The sequence below is a fragment of the Streptomyces sp. NPDC002730 genome (assembly GCF_042888805.1).
Classification (GTDB): domain Bacteria; phylum Actinomycetota; class Actinomycetes; order Streptomycetales; family Streptomycetaceae; genus Streptomyces.
The window spans coordinates 62,012-77,528 of sequence record NZ_JBIAQG010000003.1 but is presented as its reverse complement, the minus strand read 5'-3'; the positions used below and the strand labels follow the sequence as shown (position 1 = coordinate 77,528).

Genomic DNA, 15,517 nt, shown 5'->3' with positions numbered 1-15,517 from the left:
ATGCTTGCAATAGTGTTCCATGACACGACCCGGGAGGGGTGAGCCTGAGCACGATAGGTGTCGTATTTGCAGGACATCTGTCGCACCGTCCTGCCGTGGTTTTGCCGTCGCCCGACGGGGCGGGCGTGCCGGTGGCGGGCGAGCGGGACCTGCGGCGGATCGCCAGACCGACCATGGCACGCCGATGACCAGCACGAACGCCATGCCGGCAACGGCGAAGCTCAGGGTGTACTGGCTCTCGGCGGGCAGCGCAGGGCCCCCGGGGACAGCTTGTCGAGCGTCTTGGAGGCGAGCAGGGAGGTGATGACCGCGCTGCCGATCGCACTGCCGGTGGAGCGGGAGATGGAGTTGACGCCGTTGGCAATGCCGGTCGCCGTCGTCGGCCCCGGAATCCAAGGCGCCACGCACGACGTCGGCGGACTGCTGCCGGCCAACCTGCTCGCCGGCGTCTTCGGGCCGGGCGCGCCGACTGTGCTTCTCGGGCCGCTTCCGGCGCGCACCACAACCCTGCCGTCAGCTTCGTGCGCGACGGCAGGTCGGCGTTACGCGGTGTCGGGGTTGACCAGGACGATCTTGCCAATGTGGTGGGAGTCCAGGATCCGGTGCGCCTCGGCAGCCTCGGTCATGGGCAGGGTCCGGTCGATGACCACCTGTACGGATCCGTTCTCGATCAGTGGCCACACGTGGTCCTGGACTTCGGCCACGATGGCTGCTTTCTGCCCGGTCGGGCGGGAACGCAGAGTGGTCCCGTGTACGGACGCGCGCTTGAAGAGGAGTTCGGCGAGGTTGAGTTCACCCTCCAGGCCGTTCTGCAGACCGATGATGACCAGTCGTCCGTCGGGGGCCAGGGAGTGGACGTTGCGCTGGAGGTAGTGGCCGCCGATGACGTCGAGGATCACGTCGTACGGGCCGTGCTCGGCGAAGTCCTCGGTGCGGTAGTTGATCGCGAGGTCGGCGCCGAGGTCTCGCACTCTGGCGGCCTGCTCAGGGCCACCGACAGTGGTGACGACTCGGGCGCCGCGGGCCTTGGCGATCTGGATGGCCATCGTTCCGATGCCGCCGGCTCCACCGTGCATGAGGAAGGTTTCGCCCGCCTTCAGAGCACCCGTCGTGAAGACGTTCGACCACACCGTGGCGGCGGCTTCGGGCAGAGCCGCCGCTTCGGCGAGGCTGATGCCCTTGGGCACCCTGAGCAGCTGCCCGGCAGGGACGGCGACCTTCTGCGCGTATCCGCCCCCGGCAAGCAACGCGCATACTTCGTCACCCGGTTGCCATTGGGTCACGCCCTCGCCGATGGCGTTGATCCGGCCCGAGACCTCCAGTCCTGGGTAGGGCGATGCTCCCGGCGGGACCGGGTACCAGCCCATCCGCTGTGCGACATCTGCTCGGTTGACCGCGCCGGCCACCACGTCGACGATGACCTCGCCCGCGGCCGGGGACGGGTCCTCGACTTCGATCCACTCCAGGACCTCCGGGCCCCCGGGTTCCTTGATCGAAATTGCTTTCATGCTTCTCCTTCTCACGCACCTGCCGGGTAGCAGTGCGTGCGCTTGTCAGGCGTCGTCGAAATGCTGATGCGAGGGCGCGGGGTCGGCCCGGCCGCGGCTGGCAGCAGGCCACACGGCATCGCGCCGTTCCCGAGCCGAGCACATGCACGGGCAATCGGGTGGGCGGCATCGCTGGCCTGCCTGTTCGTATCCGGTGCGATTTTCTTCACTGTGCCGTTCAGTGGGATGTCCTTCGGTAGCGCAGCGTCGGATCGAGCTCACGATGCCGGAGCACATGCTGCGAATTGCGCGGCGAAGACGTTGGACACCTTCCGGGAGCACGGGTAGGGCCGTGATCGCCGTCTGGATCTGCGCGCGTAGACCGGGACTTCAGGCATGGGCTGCATGAGGCGGGGCATCGGCCGTTTCCGTACGGATGCGCTACTACGTCATGTCAGCTTCTTGAGGATTTCGGCTGCGGCCGGTCCGGCGGAGGCGGGGTTCTGACCAGTGACCAGGTTGCGGTCCGCGACCACGTTCGGGGCCCACGGCTCGCCCTCCTGGTAGTCGGCGTCGATCTCGACCAGGCGGTCCTGGAGCAGCCACTTGGCGCTGGCCGCCAGACCCGCCTGGGTCTCCTCGGCGTTGCTGAAGCCGGTGAGCCGGTAACCGGCGAAGGCGTTGCCGCCGTCGGCCTTGGTGGCGGCCAGCAGCGCGGCCGGGGCGTGGCACACGACGCCGAGCGGTTTGCCCGAGGCGAGGGCGTCGATGAGGAGCTTGCCGGAGACGGCGTCGACGGCCAGGTCCTCCATCGGGCCGTGGCCGCCGGGGTAGAAGACGGCGGCGTAGTCGGCGAGGTCGACGTCCTCCAGCTTGATGGGGTGCTGGATCTCGCTGATCGAGGCGAGAGCGTCCGCCATCTTCTTCGCGCCCTCCTCGCCGCCGTTGAACTGCGGCGCCAGGCTGCCCTGGTCCAGGGGCGGTACGACCCCGCCGGGGGTGGCGATGACGATCTCGTGGCCGGCAGCCGTGAATGCCTGGTACGGGGTGACGGCCTCCTCGGCCCAGAAGCCGGTCGGGTGCTTGGTGCCGTCCGCCAGCGTCCAGTGGTTGGCGCCGGTCATCACAAAAAGGATCTTCGACATGGTGCGGTCTCCTAGAGCCGGGTTGATTGGGTGGCGCCCCGCAGATGCGGGCGCCCCAGGTTTCTGTCCTCGTTACTCGGTCTCGGCCAAGGCCGCGAGAATCAAGTCGCTGACGGCCTTGGTGGACACCGGGTTCTGGCCGGTGATCAGGCGGCCGTCACGCACGGCATGCGGCGTCATCGGGACGGTGGAGCGCACATACTTGGCTCCCTTCGCGCGCAATTCGTCCTCCAGGAGGAACGGCACCCTGCTCTTCACACCGGCCAGTCTTTCCTCGACCGTCGGGAAGCCTGTGACGGTGCGGTTCTGTACGAGCGGGTTCCCGTCGGCGTCTTGGAGGTTGATGAGGGCGCAGGCGCCGTGGCAGACCGAGGAGACGATGCCGCCGCCGGCGTAGATGGCCTGGGCTGTTCGCCGCAGGTCAGCGTTGTCGGGGAAGTCCCACATGGTTCCGTGACCACCCGTGAAGAAGATCGTGGAGTAGTCGCCCGGATCTACGTCGGCGACAGAAGCAGTGGCTTTCAGGGCAGCCATGAAGGCCGGGTCGGCGAGATAGCTGCGAACCGTCCGGTCGGCAAACAACCGGCCGAGGCTGCGGGGGTCGAGTGGCACCTCGCCGCCCGCCGGGCTGACCACATCCACGGTGTGGCCGTCCTTGACCGCCTTGTCGTAGAAATGGACGAGTTCACCCAGCCAGAGGCCGGTGCGATGCTTGCTCGCCCCGTAGGTGGCCTGATTGGTCACGACCGCCAGAATCTTTTTCTGTCTCACTTTTCACACGTCTCCTATGTCGGCCGACTGCGCATTCGGGACCGGGTGAGGAAGAACGACACCGACGCTGGTGGCCTACAGAACCCAGTGCTCTTAGGTCTCAAAACTAAAGGTGCTGAAGTATCCGCGCCAATGAAGAGACCGATGCCAGGTATCGGTGACCCGATGACTCGTACCCGTGGACGGGTGGCATGTGGCTGCCATGCGTATCTCGTAGGCTCGGGGCCGTGAGCGATCACGACACTCATGGGTCCGGCGCGCTGGACCTGAACCTGCTGCGAACCTTCCTCGCGGTGCACCGCCTGGGCTCCTTCACCGCCGCTGCACGTCAACTGAGCCTGTCGCAGTCCACCGTCACCACGCAGATCCGGGCACTGGAGAACCGCCTGGGCCGCGAGCTGTTCGAACGCCGGGCGCAAGGCGTCATCCCGCTGCCCCACGCGGACGAACTCGCCACCCGACTGTCGGCCCCCCTCGACCAGTTGGCCGTCATCACCGGCGAGGAGCCGAGCAGTACCGTGGCACCGGTGCATCTGGCGGGACCCGCGGAGTTCATGAGCGTGGCCGGCCTGAAGGTGCTGGCCCCGCTGATCGCGCAAGGCGTCCGGCTGCGGGTGGCCGTCGGGCTGGCCGAACCGCTGCTCGAAGAACTGCGGGCCGGACGCCACGACCTCGTCGTCGCCACCCGGCGGCCCCGAGGCCGGACACTGCACGTCGAACTCCTCGCCGACGAGGAATTCGTCCTGGTCGCCGCTCCCGCATGGGCCGAACGGCTCAAGGGGCAGGAGCTGCCCACCGCCCTGGAGAGCTTCCCCCTGATCACCTATGCCGAGGACCTGCCCATCGCCCGCCGCTACTGGCGCCACGTCTTCGGCCGCCGCCTGCACATCCAGGCCGCGATCACCGTCCCCGACCTGCGCAGCGTCCTCACCGCCGTCACCGCCGGCGCCGGCTGGAGCGTCCTGCCCAGCTATCTGTGCCAAAGCGAACTCACCTCCGGCGCCCTCCGGCTACTGCACCAGCCGGAGGACCCGCCGATCAACACCGCCTACCTCGTCCAACGCCCGGGCAGCTCCAAAAACCCGCACGTGACACTCGTCCGGGAGCACCTCCTGGCTGCGGCGAAAATCTGGGAGCCGACCTAGCAACGCCGGGTCCAACCCGACGCACCGTGCCTCCTGCCGGTCTGCCGCCCGGGATCGGTGCATCAGGCGGCGGCCGGCACTCGTCTGGATCTGAGAGCGGTGGAGTGCGCCCAGACGATGACGATCGAGAGGACGAAAACCAGGAGGGTGGAGGCGAGGAGGACTTCCGCCGGGCCGGGTATGCCGTACCGGGCGAATGAGACCAGCCGCCCGACGCCACCGAGGAAGATCGGGACGGCCAGGAAGTAGACGAGTACTCCCTGCCAGCGGATCGTTGCCACCACCCAGGCGAACAAGGAAGCCCAGCCGATGTGGACGCCTGCCAGGAAGCGGTGCACGTTGTCCGAGTCCCGTGGCCGATCAAGCGCGGCATGGCGCTCACCGGGTGAACGATCATGCTGCAGCCCTTCTGCCCGTCGGAAGATCCATGACCGCTTGCCTCAGCGAGACCGAGATCCAAGACGGGCGGCGAAGCCAGGTACTCAGTGCGAGGTCCACCTCCCTCAGCCGTTGAACGAGCGGCGCCAACCGACTCCGGGCGTCTCCCGGATCGTGTGTGTCGAGCAGGTTCGCCGCGATGTCGAGTGCCGCGCCGGTGGCGAGGCACTCTGTCGGCGGCACGGTGTAGGGCTTGGAGGTCTTCTTCTTGCCCGGGGTGTTGAACAAGGGCTCGGCCTGCGCGACGCGGGAGGCGTACTCCACATCGAGGGCATCGGCCAGGCAGGGTGTGCTGGCGTACTCACGGGCGACGGGCCAGGACCGGAAGATCATGGCAACCGTGGCGCGCAGGTCAGCGAAGTAGTAGAGAACGGGGACCGGTGCGCCGGCGCTCATCGCGGTCTCGGGGCCGCTCGCGAGGAGCAAGTCAATGAGCTGTTGCTGGACTCGTAGGAGCACGGTCATGGTGACCGCGTCGGGTGCTGCGAGGGGCGGATCAAGCCGGGTCAGGTCGGCTGCGCAGGCTGTTCCGGACTGCTGTAGTGGTGTCGGCCGCGTGGTGAAGCGGCACTGCCATGGGTGGAGTGTGTGATCGGTCAGGCGCGCGATGGCATTTACTGCGGGAGCGAACTGGGCGGGTGTTGCGCAGCCGGGGCATTGGTGCTGGAGAAGGCGTTGGTGCCGGAGGCAGAGGAAGGTCACGGGGAGACGCCACAGCCGTCTCCAGGCGCCACCGTGGAGATCCTGGATGGCGGTACCGTCCCCAGCGAGACAGTGCGGGCAGTAGCGCGTGGAGCGGGTCAGGACCCACGGGTTGTCGTAGATCATCCGTGCCGGGGTGCGGCGTGGGGTGACCGCGGGGTTCAGCGGCCCGTAGCGCTCTCCGAACGGGGCGAGCAGCATGCCGCTGACTTCGGCAGGCGCCAGCTGTGTGGCGCGAGCGAAACCCGTGAGGTGTTCGTCGTACAAGTGGTACAGGAAGCCCAGAGGCAGACGGGAGGGCAAGCCGGTACGGACGGCGATCTCTCCGGGTGTCGTACCCAGCCTGTGGGAAAGCCGGAGTACGAATCCAGTGAGCGTCTCGTCGGGCAACGGGACGAGGCTGCGTGGCAGGGCACGCATGATCAGCCGTTTCGCGGACCGCGAATGTAGATCTCGGGGTTCCAACTGTCCATTGTCTCCTTCGCCACTCCGAGAACCTCCTGCAACGCAGAGGAAGTGCCGGGAAGGCGGGCGAGTTCCTGGAAGGTGTCCCGGTGCAGCGCCAGGGCGCTGCTGTAGAGCGGGTCTACAACCATCCGAGTCCACTGCTTCTCGCGGGCATCAAGCATGCGTTCGGCGATCCCCAGTACCGCGCCCATGGTCAGGGGGGATTCCATAGGCGAGAGCAGGGAGTTGATCCCGTACGGTCTTTTCGATGCGCCTGATGTGCGGCGTCGGCTGTCGCGCAGTCGCTGCTCTGCCTCTCGCCCGATGGCCTGGGCCAGGTTGGGTGTCGCCACGAAGCCGCTGGCTTCCGGCCAGGAGGCCAGGACCAGCGTGGCCACGACGCGCAGGTCGATGAAGTACTGGGCGACCGCCACGAGTTGGCCGCAGCTGTTGGCTCTCTGTGGCCCGTCGGCCGACAACAGCACATCGAGGCGTTGCTGGAGGGCCAGCAGCACATTGAGGGAGTCTGCGTCTACCGGCGGGCGAGGAGGGCGGACACGCGCGAGGTCTGTCCCGCAGACCGAGCGTCCTCCCCTGCCTGCGTGTGGGGTGGGAGACGTGGCTCGGCACTGGGCTGGATGAAGATCTTCCGTGCCTGGGCGAGCGATCAGGCCGTTGGGGGCGAACTGGCCGGGGGCTCGGCACTTGGGACAGGTACGGCTCAGGAGTTGCTGGTGTCGCGAACACGCGAAGACCACCGGCAGCCGCCAGGCCCGTTTCCACGCACCTCCGTACAGCCGTCCCAGTGGGTCGTCGTCACCCGCGAGGCATGGCGGGCAGTACTGGGAGGTCCGCATGGAGACCCAGCGGTTGGGGCGGCCCAGCTGCTGTGGGCTCGTCCACGGCTGATATCTGCGGCTCACGAGGCCGTATCGATGTCCCATGGGGGCGAGCAGCAGTTTGCTGGCCTCAGGCACAGTCAGGTGTGCTGCGCGTGCCGCCCGGACAAGACGTGGCTTGTCCATGTCCGCGAGCAGCCAGGGCGAGACGACGCCGGGCGCGCCGCCCGTCTCGTTTATCAGCCCCATACGAGCGGCGATTTGAGCCGGGGTCGTGCCGTTGTGACGAGCTAGGCGGAGGAGGAAGCCGACGAGGGTCTCGTCGTCGAGCGGGTCAAGGCTGCGCGACAGCGGGCGGCGGGTCATGCTTGAGCCGCCGGAGGGGTGCCTCGGTCGTCGTAGACGCTGTTGCGGCCTTTCCTGGCCTTCGGGCCCGGTTTCCGCTTCGGAGAAGTGTCGATGTCGGGGATCTCGCCGGCTTCGGCGTCCCGCCCGTCGTCCTTGCCGGGGACGTTGCCCAGGTTGATGGTGATCTCGTCGAGGAGGTCGATGGTCAGGTCCTCCAAGCCGCTCTCCATGGCCTTTGTCAGCCCGTCCTCGATCAGGCGTCGCAGGAGGCCGACGATGCCGTGGGTCCGGCGGTAGAGGTACTCGGGCATCCGTCCTTCGGACAGCGAGCCGGGGCCGGTATTGAAGAGCCGGATCTGGTTCTCGACGCCGACGAGGTGGGCGACGAAAGCCGCGATGCCCGCGTCGCTGCTGTAGTCGAAGGGGTCGAGTGTGACCAGGTCGAAGCGGCGCTCGGTCTGGGTGGAGGCGTCGGGGTTGTAGCTCTTACCCTTCTTCAGTGGTGCGTAGACCCACTGGTTGGTGCGGGGGTCGTGCCAGCCCTCCCTGAGCAGGCCGGAGCGGGGGATGTTCACGCCGATGAGGACGAGCGTGACGTCCAGGTCCATCAGGCCGCGGATCAGGTCGAGGGTGTCCTGGTCGTCCTCCCGGTGCATCTTCAGGCGGGTGATGTCGTCGATGATCAGGACGGTGGTGGCGTGCGCTTTGATCGATTCGCGGGCGTTGCGGATCATGCCGCGCAGGTTCTTGCCGTAGGGGGCGCCGTAGTAGTCGAGAATTGCCTCGCACAAGCCGATCGGGGTGGCCTTCACCGGGGTCTGGCAGTAGGCGACCGGTGCGATCAGGTCCCGGGTGCCGGGCATTGGATCGAAGTAGCACTCGGGGTACTGCTCGAACAGGTCACGCCAGGTGTCCTCGAACTCGGCGGCGGTCCGACAGGCAGTCTCCGTCTTGCCCTGGTACCCACCGCCGTTGATCATCAGCCCGTCCAGGGTGCTCGGACCGATACGCATCGCGTTGTTCTGGATCCGCGAACGCATCAGCGTGGTGACCACCTCGCTCATCGGGGTGTCCAGCATCTGCATGTTGACGTGCGTGGCCGCGCGGTGCAGGTCGTACAAGGACTTCTTGCGCGGGCTCATCAGCCCGTACTCGGCCAAGGAAATCTTCTTGACCGGCACGAACAGATCCCGTGTCCGGCGGAACTCCTGCCAGCCCTCATGCCGGGTCCGGTCCGGTCTCGGGCCGAAGCGCAGGAATGGAACGGGCGCGTTCGGCGGCTCCGGGTGCAGGTTGCTCATCTCACGTCCCCTCCGTCGGCTGCGGGTCCGGGTCGTCGGATCCGTCGGCGTCGTCGGCGATGACGAAGAGGTTGCGGCCGCGGCGGCTCGATCCCAGAGGGGCTGGTGCCGACGGCTGCTGCGCTGGCCTGGCCGTCTCACGCCGTCGGCGCCGGTGCGCGTCCAGGCTCTCGGTGGCCTCCCGGGCGCGTTCCCGCCACGGCGGCTCCGCATCCGGTGCGCCGATGGCAGCCAGGCGCGGTGGCTTGTTCGGCTTCGGCGGCCGGTCCGCGGCGGCCGCCTGGGCTTGGGTGATCTCCCGCGCGTGCTGCGTCTGCTGGGATTTGGTCAGCTGGGACGGCCACTGCACGACCGGATCGACGGCCCCCAGCATCTCCAGGAGGAGGGGGACGAGTTCGCTGTCAGAGCGCGGCTTGAGGCCTGCTTCCCGTACGCGGGTGAGGAGTTCCTCGACCCGGGCGTCACCGAAGGCCGGCATCTCGCGTTCCGGCGGCAGACCCGTCCAGCGCAGTTCGTGCCATTCATGGGTGTCGGGCTCCTGGAAGTACACCACCCGCCGGTCGCGGGGTTCGCGGTGGATGACCCAGTGCTGCTTGTAGCGGCCCCCGCGCGCGGAGTTCATGTCGGGCTGGTGCAGCGACTCGGCGTCGTACCAGAGCCCCTTGACCTTCACGCCCCGCCGGTGGATCCGCTTCACGTGGTGCTCGGGCAGGAAGCGGTAGTACGTCTCCGGGGAGGGAATGTCCAGGTCGAAGCCCTCCTGGGCGAAGGAGGCCGCGAACAGGGTGTTGGGGCTGTGGTCACCGCCGGGATCCCAGCTGGGCGCGAACTCGCCGAGCCTGCGGTTCTGCCAGACCTTCACGACCCAGGTCGCAATGAAGTGTTCCATCTCGGCCAGGGTCAGCACCGCGTCGCCCTCCGGGTCCGCGCCGCAATCGGAGACGTCAACCCCCGTGTAACCGGCCAGCTTCTCGAACACCAGCGAGCGGATACTGCCGAAGACGCGCTCCACCGCGCTCTTGTCCTGCGGGCGCAGCACGCGCGCCGGAAGAATCCGGCAGCCCATCGCCTCTTGGACATCCACCAGATGGTGATTGCGGTAGACGGAACCGTGATCGGAGGTGACGGTCTCGGGGGTGAAGAACGGCAGCCCGGCCACCTCGTACCCGGCGAACTCGGAGACCATGGCGGCCGGCAGCCCTGGATAGGGCCACTCCATGTCCTCGCCCCACTCCTCCCGCATGGGCAGCGGCAGCATGACGTCGCGCAGCACCATCGCGACATCCACCGAGGAGTCCGACACCAGCGTGAGCCGGAACGCGCAGATGGAGTGGGTGTAGACGTCCAGCGCCAGAGTGAGGTGGACGGTGACCGGGTCACCGAAAACGTTCTCGCGGACCATCACCGGCAGGATCGTCGTGTCCAGCGCGACGACCTGGCCAGGGCGGGTCACGAGCACATGCCCGTTCTTGGTGGGCAGTTCGGCCGAGCGCTCGTACTTCTGTCGGGCCCCGCCCGGCCCGAACCACTCCTTCCACACCCGCAGCAGCGTGTGGTAGCTGGGGACCTCAATCTTCTCGCTCTCGTCCCCGTCCTCGTCTTCGATCTCGAAGGTCTCCCGGACATGGCGTCGGATCATGATCTCGCGGGTGCGTGCGCTCACCCGGGACCGGTGGCGCTGCGTCTCCGCCCTGACCGCGAAGATCGCCTCGCGAACCTCCTCGCTGACGCTCGGGTGTCCCCCGCTTGCCCGCAGCCACCGGTGATCGGCACAGCCCACGATCCCGTACTTCCTGCGCCTGCGCTCCCAGCGCTCCAGCGTGCGCACCCCGACGTGCGCGACGCCCAGGAGCAGCTTGGCCTCTTCGGGCCTCAGCGCCGACAACTCAGCGGCCTTCGCCGCCCGCCGCTCAGTCAGCGTCGTACGGTCCGGGTCGTACTCAGGGTGCGGCTCCCCCGGCTCGGGACGGAACGGATCACCACTGCGGAAACCGCAGTTGACCTCCATCAGATGCGCGAAACGCTGTTCCATCAAGGGCCGCTTCTCCGGCTTCACATCACTCCACGAAGCCATCTGCCGACCTCGGTTGGCGCCCTCCGCCGCTGTACGCGACGACGGCCGACAACGCGGGTGGTTGACCAGGAAGCGGAAGCTCGCCCGCTGGCGCTCGCCGTCTGCACGCACCAGGTGGACCCGCCCCAGATGTGGCTCCTGCCGTTCGACCAGCCACTCCACCTCGTCGAGCACCACGCCCGCGCCGGGCGAGAGATCCAGTGTCGCCGCCCCCATCATGAGACGCCTCCCGCCAGCACCACTCGCGAACTGTCCGTCAACGGCTGAGCAAGGTCGATCCCGAGCCTGCGATGCCACAACAGGTGCAGCAACTGGGCCCGTGCCACCGGCCAGTACATCTGTGCGTCGGCCAACTCTCCGAATGTGACGCGCTCTTCGGCATGAGCAAGCAGATCGGCCTGAATGCCGAGCACGTCGCGTGTCGGACGGCGCTTCCCGTACAACGCGCTGAGCGTGGACCGCACATGCGGACGCCACTCGGCCGCGACCGCGTAGTGCCACCCACAGACCAACGCCACTTCCTCCGCGGCCGCGAACGACTCCAGGTCCTCGGGCTCGATCAGGTCTCGGGGCCGCACGTCGATCAGCCAGGTCCCCACCCGCGTGACTGCGAAGAAGTCCGGGGTGTGGTTGCGCCACTTCTCCACCGCACGGAACCGGATACGCAACGGCTGCGACAGCACTTCCACCAGATCACCGGCAAAGTCCAGAGCTACCAGCAGCTGATCCTCTTCGAGGCTCTCGAACCCATGCAGGCGCCCCGTCGACACCAGCGACTCCAGACCGGGCCTGTGCCGCTGCTCCCGCCGCCAGGTGAACCCCCGCATCGGCCCACGGCTCGCCACCGGCACCTGCCCCAGGTGCCGGACCGGCCCCGCAATCTCGTCCCCGGCGTACTTCCACGTTGCCGTCCACCGGTCCGGCCAGCCATCGGACAGGTCCAGGTCGCCCCGCCCCGCGTCCAGCGAGACAGGGACCAGCAGATCCGTCCACGTACAGCTGTGGGACCACACGGAGCCCCGGCTATCGCTCATAGTCCCAGGTAAGCCGCACGCATCCCGTCGGAGGAGCGATCTTCGAAGTTGGCGACAACTTGCCTGCAAAAGGCACGGAACACGTCAACAACGATGCGAATTCGGCGACAGATATCGTGCTCAGTGCTTCAAGAAAGGCCAGGTCGGGGTGGGAGGTTAACGACAACTATCGTGCTCGGGCTCAGGGAGGGGTGTGACTCGGCACGCCAACTGTCGTGTCGGCGGGATATCTGTCGTGATCCTCTCGGCGACCTTGCCGGAGGTACACCCCGGCCCGCTGAAGCAGCCTCAGCCGTTCGACACTCCTCGTGGTCGGGCGCCCCACACGCGTACGACCGCCCAGGCATAGCCGAACGACCGAGACCGCATTGCCGCCGCGTGACGCAGCCGCGGTCAGGGTCGGGATGGGGTGCCTGAGCTGCCCTTGGCGTCCCGCGCGGAGGCGTGCTGGAAAGTAACCTCGGGGTTGGCCTTGCCCGGGCCGTCGAGCAACGGCTCGTCCTTGCCACACAGCTGCTCATCGAAGAAGGCACCCACGTAGTCACGGGTGATCTCCGCAGCCCGCTCGCCGGGCAGACCCTTCGGGTCGTCACCGCCCAACTGCCCGGCGAGCGGGGCCAGATCGGTGAAGGCAAAGTGGTCGGCTCCGGCCACCGTGGCCCAGCGCTTCCAGCCCTCGAGCTTCTTCCAAGCCGCGTCCCACGTCTTGTCCTCGCTGCCGGGGCTGTGGTCGGCCTTGGTGCCCAGCATCAGGAAGGGCCGCCCGGAAAGGCCGGACTTGCTGCCGGAGTCGATGAACGGGCCGTCCATGTTCACCCCGGCGCGCACGCGCGGATCCTGGGCCATGGTGGCGGCGGTGCTGGCGCCGCCCAGGGAGTGCCCGGCCATCCCGACCCGGTCCTTGTCAATCATGCCGGCGTGCTTCCAGGGCGACGTGCTCCCGATCAGCTGGTCCAGCGCGAAGGAGAGGTCCTTGGCTCGGCCCTCGGCGGCGGGCTGGAAGCTGGTGGGGCCGACCTTCCCGCAGGCCGTGCACGGCAGGATGCCCTTGCCAGGGAAGTCGACGCCCGCAGCCTCATAGGCGTGGTCCACGACGGCAACGACGTAGCCGCGGCTGGTCAGGTCCTCGGCCAGGCCGGTGAGGGTGGCGCCCGGCGTCTTGAAGCCAGGCGAGAAGACGACCAGCGGGAACTTCCCCGACTCGGGCTTCGCATCGGTGTATGTGTGGGTGCGGGTGCCGCTGAGCACCTTGGCAGCAGGGGTCTCCAACTTCATTTGCTTCAGGAAGGCTTGGGCCCCCTCGGTGCTCATGTACGGGGCGGGCTTGCCGGTTCCTTTCTGCGCCGGGTAGTACATCGACGCCATCAGCTCCCTGTCGCCCGCCTTCGGTGCCCATGGGTCACGGCGGCCCTTGTCGACAAGGTGCAACGAGTCGCGGCCCACCGCGTACTCACCGGTCGGGGCAGGAAGCGCGAGGCTCCCCTTTCGATCCTCCGAAGCGGCAGCGTGAGAGGGCGAGGAGGAGGACACAGCGGCCGAGTCTTCAGAACTGCAAGCGGTCAGGGTGGTCACGCCTGCGGCAACAGCGCCGGCAAGCAGGACGGCAACGGCTCCACGACTGCGTATGGACATTTTCATCACCTTTTCTCGGTGGCCGCGCGATTCCGTGACGGCCTTGAAGAACCAACGTAGAAAAATCGAGGCCGGAAAGAATCACACCGGAGAGCCAACCCGAGCAGTAGCTCTTAAGGACTAGAGGCCGCCCCAGGAGCATGGCAGTACGCCTCATGCGTGACCTGAGCTGCACCTTTAGCGCAAGAGATGGGTGCGCCACACGCATACACCCTTCGGCCCGAGAAACAAGGGGTTCCTTTACGCACGGGCCGCGGGAGACCGATCGGAAGGGTAAAGCCAACAAGAGACGCGGCCCACTTCTCCCCGGCCTTCACAATCTTTGGGCCCACCAAACGCGACCGGGAAACATAAGAGGGGGCTCTCCAAAAGCTGCCTCTTGTCGGCACCGTCAATGTGCAGCTGTTCCAGGACCGGCTGGACGCCTTACCGCCGGCATGCGCGGACCGGCACGCACAGTCCTTGGATCGTGCGTGCCGCTCGTCGTGGGCCTGCCGGCCCTGTTCCGGGGCGGGGCGGGGCGGACCGGCCAGGGGTGTCGAAGGCGTGGTCGGCGAAGGGCAGTTCCTTGCCCGCCGCAACGTCAGAGACTACGAACGGCTTCCCCAGCACTCCGAGGCCCACGTCACCTGGGCCGCGATCACCCTCATGACCAGGCGCCTTTCCCGGAGCCGGGTGGCACCGCCAGCCGTGACGCTGTCCTCGCCGTTTCACGCGGCTTGATCCAGCCTGCGGCCGCGGCACCGTCATCCTCGTCGCCGCGGCCGCGTTTGAGACCGGCACAACCCGCGGGACTTCACATCGCAGGGAGAGTTACGAGGCCATTGCCACGAGCAGGTGTGTACTGGGTTCGCACCTCTCCCCGCTTATCACGTCGCACTGGGGTAATTCGCGAATGTGGCCTTCCTGAACCGGAAACGGTTGATCCTTTTGTGGATTTCCAACACGTGCTTGCGGTGACCGGCGTTGGTAGCCAGGCCCTCGGCGAGAGTGACTGCCTCGTCGAAGGGGTACCGAGCGTTGGGCACGGGCCTCGCATGCTCCAGGTTCCAGCAAATCGCGCCGATGGCGTCATAGAGCCCACCTATGACCTCGGCCCGGGTGCTTGCTTGGCCGACGAGGCTGGTCACCCGGTCGAACTGTTCAGCAACCGCGTATAGCGCGGCCAGCGTGCGCAGCGCGCTTTGTGCCGGCGCAGACGGATTGATCGCCGCCGCGACCCGCTCGCACAAACCGTCGGCCTTCTCGGAGTTGAGGCTGAGGCTGTAACCAACCAGCGCCAAGCTGGCTTCCGCGGCGGGGCCTTCACGGACCAATCCGCGACGGCGCTCTGGGGAGCCCAGCTCGCTGATGATGATGTCGAGGATCGGCGTCACATCGGATTGCAGGTGGATGTTCCGGACCAGGCTCATGGCGGCGTGGCGTATGGGTAGTTCTTCTTGTCCGAGATCAGCGAGGAGCGCGAGCAGGCACGGCGCTGGGATGGGGAGATGAGGGTCAATGCGGTAGATCTCGGAGCGGGATACCTGCCGGAGCCGTCGAACGAGGCCTGGGTCGCCGGTGCGACACGCGTGGATCAGAAGGGCCCTAGTGATGTAACGGCGATTTTCCTCACGCAGATCGGCGGGTTCGGTTGGCTCATTGACGAATGCCTGCGGGTCACCGAGCACGTCGGTCAGGTTCTCGGCGTCATCGGGAGCGAGCGCCGCCCCCTCGTGCACCGCTTTGAAGACGTAGCGAGCGTGGTCGCGCACATGGAGTGCGTCCGGACCGCCGCACGCCTCAAGTAGCAACTCTTCTGCGAATACGTACTCAACAGGCGAGGATTTCATCACCGTTCAAAAATTACCATATGACACCTGGCCAGTTTCTTCGTGATGGTCGACGCAGGTATGGCGGGATGCTTTCGACCTCGGTGACTCCGGCCGGATCAGTGTGACGGACCCGGGGACTGCTGGAGACTGCCCGCGATCGGCTTTTGGCCGCAGGCCCATCTCGTGCGACGGCCACAACGGCGGGGTTGTTGCCGAAAGATGGGGCGGTGCCCGGACAACAGGGGGTCGATGCGGCGGCCGGTGGGGGAAGTCGGCCGACCGCAGTCACCGAGTGTTCTCGGCGATTCGCGATGTAAAATTCGACTTTCGGCTGCGCGTT

The 15,517-nt window shown here is 67.2% G+C and carries 13 protein-coding genes and 2 pseudogenes; 2 read left to right on the top strand and 13 right to left on the bottom strand.

Annotated elements, in window-relative coordinates; genetic code table 11:
* Positions 1 to 221: 221 nt before the first annotated feature.
* The 4 genes from ACFYXH_RS08590 to ACFYXH_RS08575 all read right to left on the bottom strand — a co-directional run bounded on the left by ACFYXH_RS08590 (position 222) and on the right by ACFYXH_RS08575 (position 3,403).
* Positions 222 to 404: a hypothetical protein gene (locus ACFYXH_RS08590; protein ID WP_389561371.1), complete on the bottom strand. Its 183-nt coding sequence runs from the start codon at positions 402 to 404 to the stop codon at positions 222 to 224.
* Between the two features lie 138 nt (positions 405 to 542).
* The gene (locus ACFYXH_RS08585; RefSeq protein WP_389561370.1) at positions 543 to 1,508 is read right to left on the bottom strand and encodes an NAD(P)H-quinone oxidoreductase; all 966 of its coding nucleotides are present in this window, start codon (positions 1,506 to 1,508) and stop codon (positions 543 to 545) included.
* 428 nt (positions 1,509 to 1,936) lie between these two features.
* On the bottom strand, positions 1,937 to 2,632 hold the full coding sequence (locus tag ACFYXH_RS08580; RefSeq protein ID WP_389561369.1) for a type 1 glutamine amidotransferase domain-containing protein: 696 nt from the start codon (positions 2,630 to 2,632) through the stop codon (positions 1,937 to 1,939).
* A gap of 72 nt (positions 2,633 to 2,704) precedes the next feature.
* Positions 2,705 to 3,403 (bottom strand): type 1 glutamine amidotransferase domain-containing protein, encoded by a 699-nt coding sequence (locus ACFYXH_RS08575; RefSeq protein ID WP_389561368.1) that lies wholly within the window; start codon positions 3,401 to 3,403, stop codon positions 2,705 to 2,707.
* A gap of 227 nt (positions 3,404 to 3,630) precedes the next feature.
* On the opposite strand from ACFYXH_RS08575, the gene ACFYXH_RS08570 reads away from it, so the two are divergent.
* On the top strand, positions 3,631 to 4,548 hold the full coding sequence (locus tag ACFYXH_RS08570) for a LysR family transcriptional regulator (protein WP_389561367.1): 918 nt from the start codon (positions 3,631 to 3,633) through the stop codon (positions 4,546 to 4,548).
* A gap of 62 nt (positions 4,549 to 4,610) precedes the next feature.
* Here ACFYXH_RS08570 and ACFYXH_RS08565 read toward each other — a convergent pair whose 3' ends face one another.
* From ACFYXH_RS08565 to ACFYXH_RS08530, 8 genes and pseudogenes are all read right to left on the bottom strand, one after another.
* Positions 4,611 to 4,886: a DUF4345 family protein gene (locus ACFYXH_RS08565; RefSeq protein ID WP_389561366.1), complete on the bottom strand. Its 276-nt coding sequence runs from the start codon at positions 4,884 to 4,886 to the stop codon at positions 4,611 to 4,613.
* Between the two features lie 55 nt (positions 4,887 to 4,941).
* A complete protein-coding gene (locus ACFYXH_RS08560) occupies positions 4,942 to 6,108 on the bottom strand; it encodes a TniQ family protein (RefSeq protein WP_389561365.1) in 1,167 nt (388 codons plus the stop codon).
* A gap of 2 nt (positions 6,109 to 6,110) precedes the next feature.
* The gene (locus ACFYXH_RS08555; RefSeq protein WP_389561843.1) at positions 6,111 to 6,650 is read right to left on the bottom strand and encodes a hypothetical protein; all 540 of its coding nucleotides are present in this window, start codon (positions 6,648 to 6,650) and stop codon (positions 6,111 to 6,113) included.
* A 267-nt stretch (positions 6,651 to 6,917) separates the two neighbouring features.
* Positions 6,918 to 7,340, bottom strand: a pseudogene (locus tag ACFYXH_RS08550) (TniQ family protein); the annotation flags it as partial.
* Positions 7,337 to 8,623: an ATP-binding protein gene (locus ACFYXH_RS08545; RefSeq protein ID WP_389561364.1), complete on the bottom strand. Its 1,287-nt coding sequence runs from the start codon at positions 8,621 to 8,623 to the stop codon at positions 7,337 to 7,339. The gene ACFYXH_RS08545 and the pseudogene ACFYXH_RS08550, both read right to left, overlap by 4 nt.
* Before the next feature lies 1 nt (position 8,624).
* Complete coding sequence (locus ACFYXH_RS08540) at positions 8,625 to 10,916, bottom strand: transposase (protein ID WP_389561363.1); 2,292 nt, start codon at positions 10,914 to 10,916, stop codon at positions 8,625 to 8,627.
* Positions 10,913 to 11,731: a TnsA-like heteromeric transposase endonuclease subunit gene (locus tag ACFYXH_RS08535; RefSeq protein WP_389561362.1), complete on the bottom strand. Its 819-nt coding sequence runs from the start codon at positions 11,729 to 11,731 to the stop codon at positions 10,913 to 10,915. The genes ACFYXH_RS08540 and ACFYXH_RS08535 overlap by 4 nt, the downstream gene beginning before the upstream one ends.
* A 393-nt stretch (positions 11,732 to 12,124) precedes the next feature.
* Complete coding sequence (locus ACFYXH_RS08530) at positions 12,125 to 13,363, bottom strand: alpha/beta hydrolase family protein (RefSeq protein ID WP_389561361.1); 1,239 nt, start codon at positions 13,361 to 13,363, stop codon at positions 12,125 to 12,127.
* A gap of 570 nt (positions 13,364 to 13,933) precedes the next feature.
* Between ACFYXH_RS08530 and ACFYXH_RS08525 the strand changes: the two are divergent.
* Positions 13,934 to 14,071 (top strand): annotated as a pseudogene (locus ACFYXH_RS08525) (IS5/IS1182 family transposase); the annotation flags it as partial.
* A gap of 161 nt (positions 14,072 to 14,232) precedes the next feature.
* On the opposite strand, the gene ACFYXH_RS08520 reads toward ACFYXH_RS08525, so the two are convergent.
* Positions 14,233 to 15,198, bottom strand: coding sequence for a hypothetical protein (locus tag ACFYXH_RS08520; protein WP_389561360.1), 966 nt, complete (start codon positions 15,196 to 15,198; stop codon positions 14,233 to 14,235).
* Positions 15,199 to 15,517 lie beyond the last annotated feature (319 nt).

Excerpts from the sequence above, each read along its gene's own strand:
- ACFYXH_RS08585 (WP_389561370.1), bottom strand. The coding sequence starts at position 1,508 with ATGAAAGCAATTTCGATCAAGGAACCCGGGGGCCCGGAGGTCCTGGAG.
- ACFYXH_RS08580 (WP_389561369.1), bottom strand. The coding sequence starts at position 2,632 with ATGTCGAAGATCCTTTTTGTGATGACCGGCGCCAACCACTGGACGCTG.
- ACFYXH_RS08560 (WP_389561365.1), bottom strand. The coding sequence starts at position 6,108 with ATGCGTGCCCTGCCACGCAGCCTCGTCCCGTTGCCCGACGAGACGCTC.
- ACFYXH_RS08545 (WP_389561364.1), bottom strand. The coding sequence starts at position 8,623 with ATGAGCAACCTGCACCCGGAGCCGCCGAACGCGCCCGTTCCATTCCTG.
- ACFYXH_RS08540 (WP_389561363.1), bottom strand. The coding sequence starts at position 10,916 with ATGATGGGGGCGGCGACACTGGATCTCTCGCCCGGCGCGGGCGTGGTG.
- ACFYXH_RS08535 (WP_389561362.1), bottom strand. The coding sequence starts at position 11,731 with ATGAGCGATAGCCGGGGCTCCGTGTGGTCCCACAGCTGTACGTGGACG.
- ACFYXH_RS08530 (WP_389561361.1), bottom strand. The coding sequence starts at position 13,363 with ATGTCCATACGCAGTCGTGGAGCCGTTGCCGTCCTGCTTGCCGGCGCT.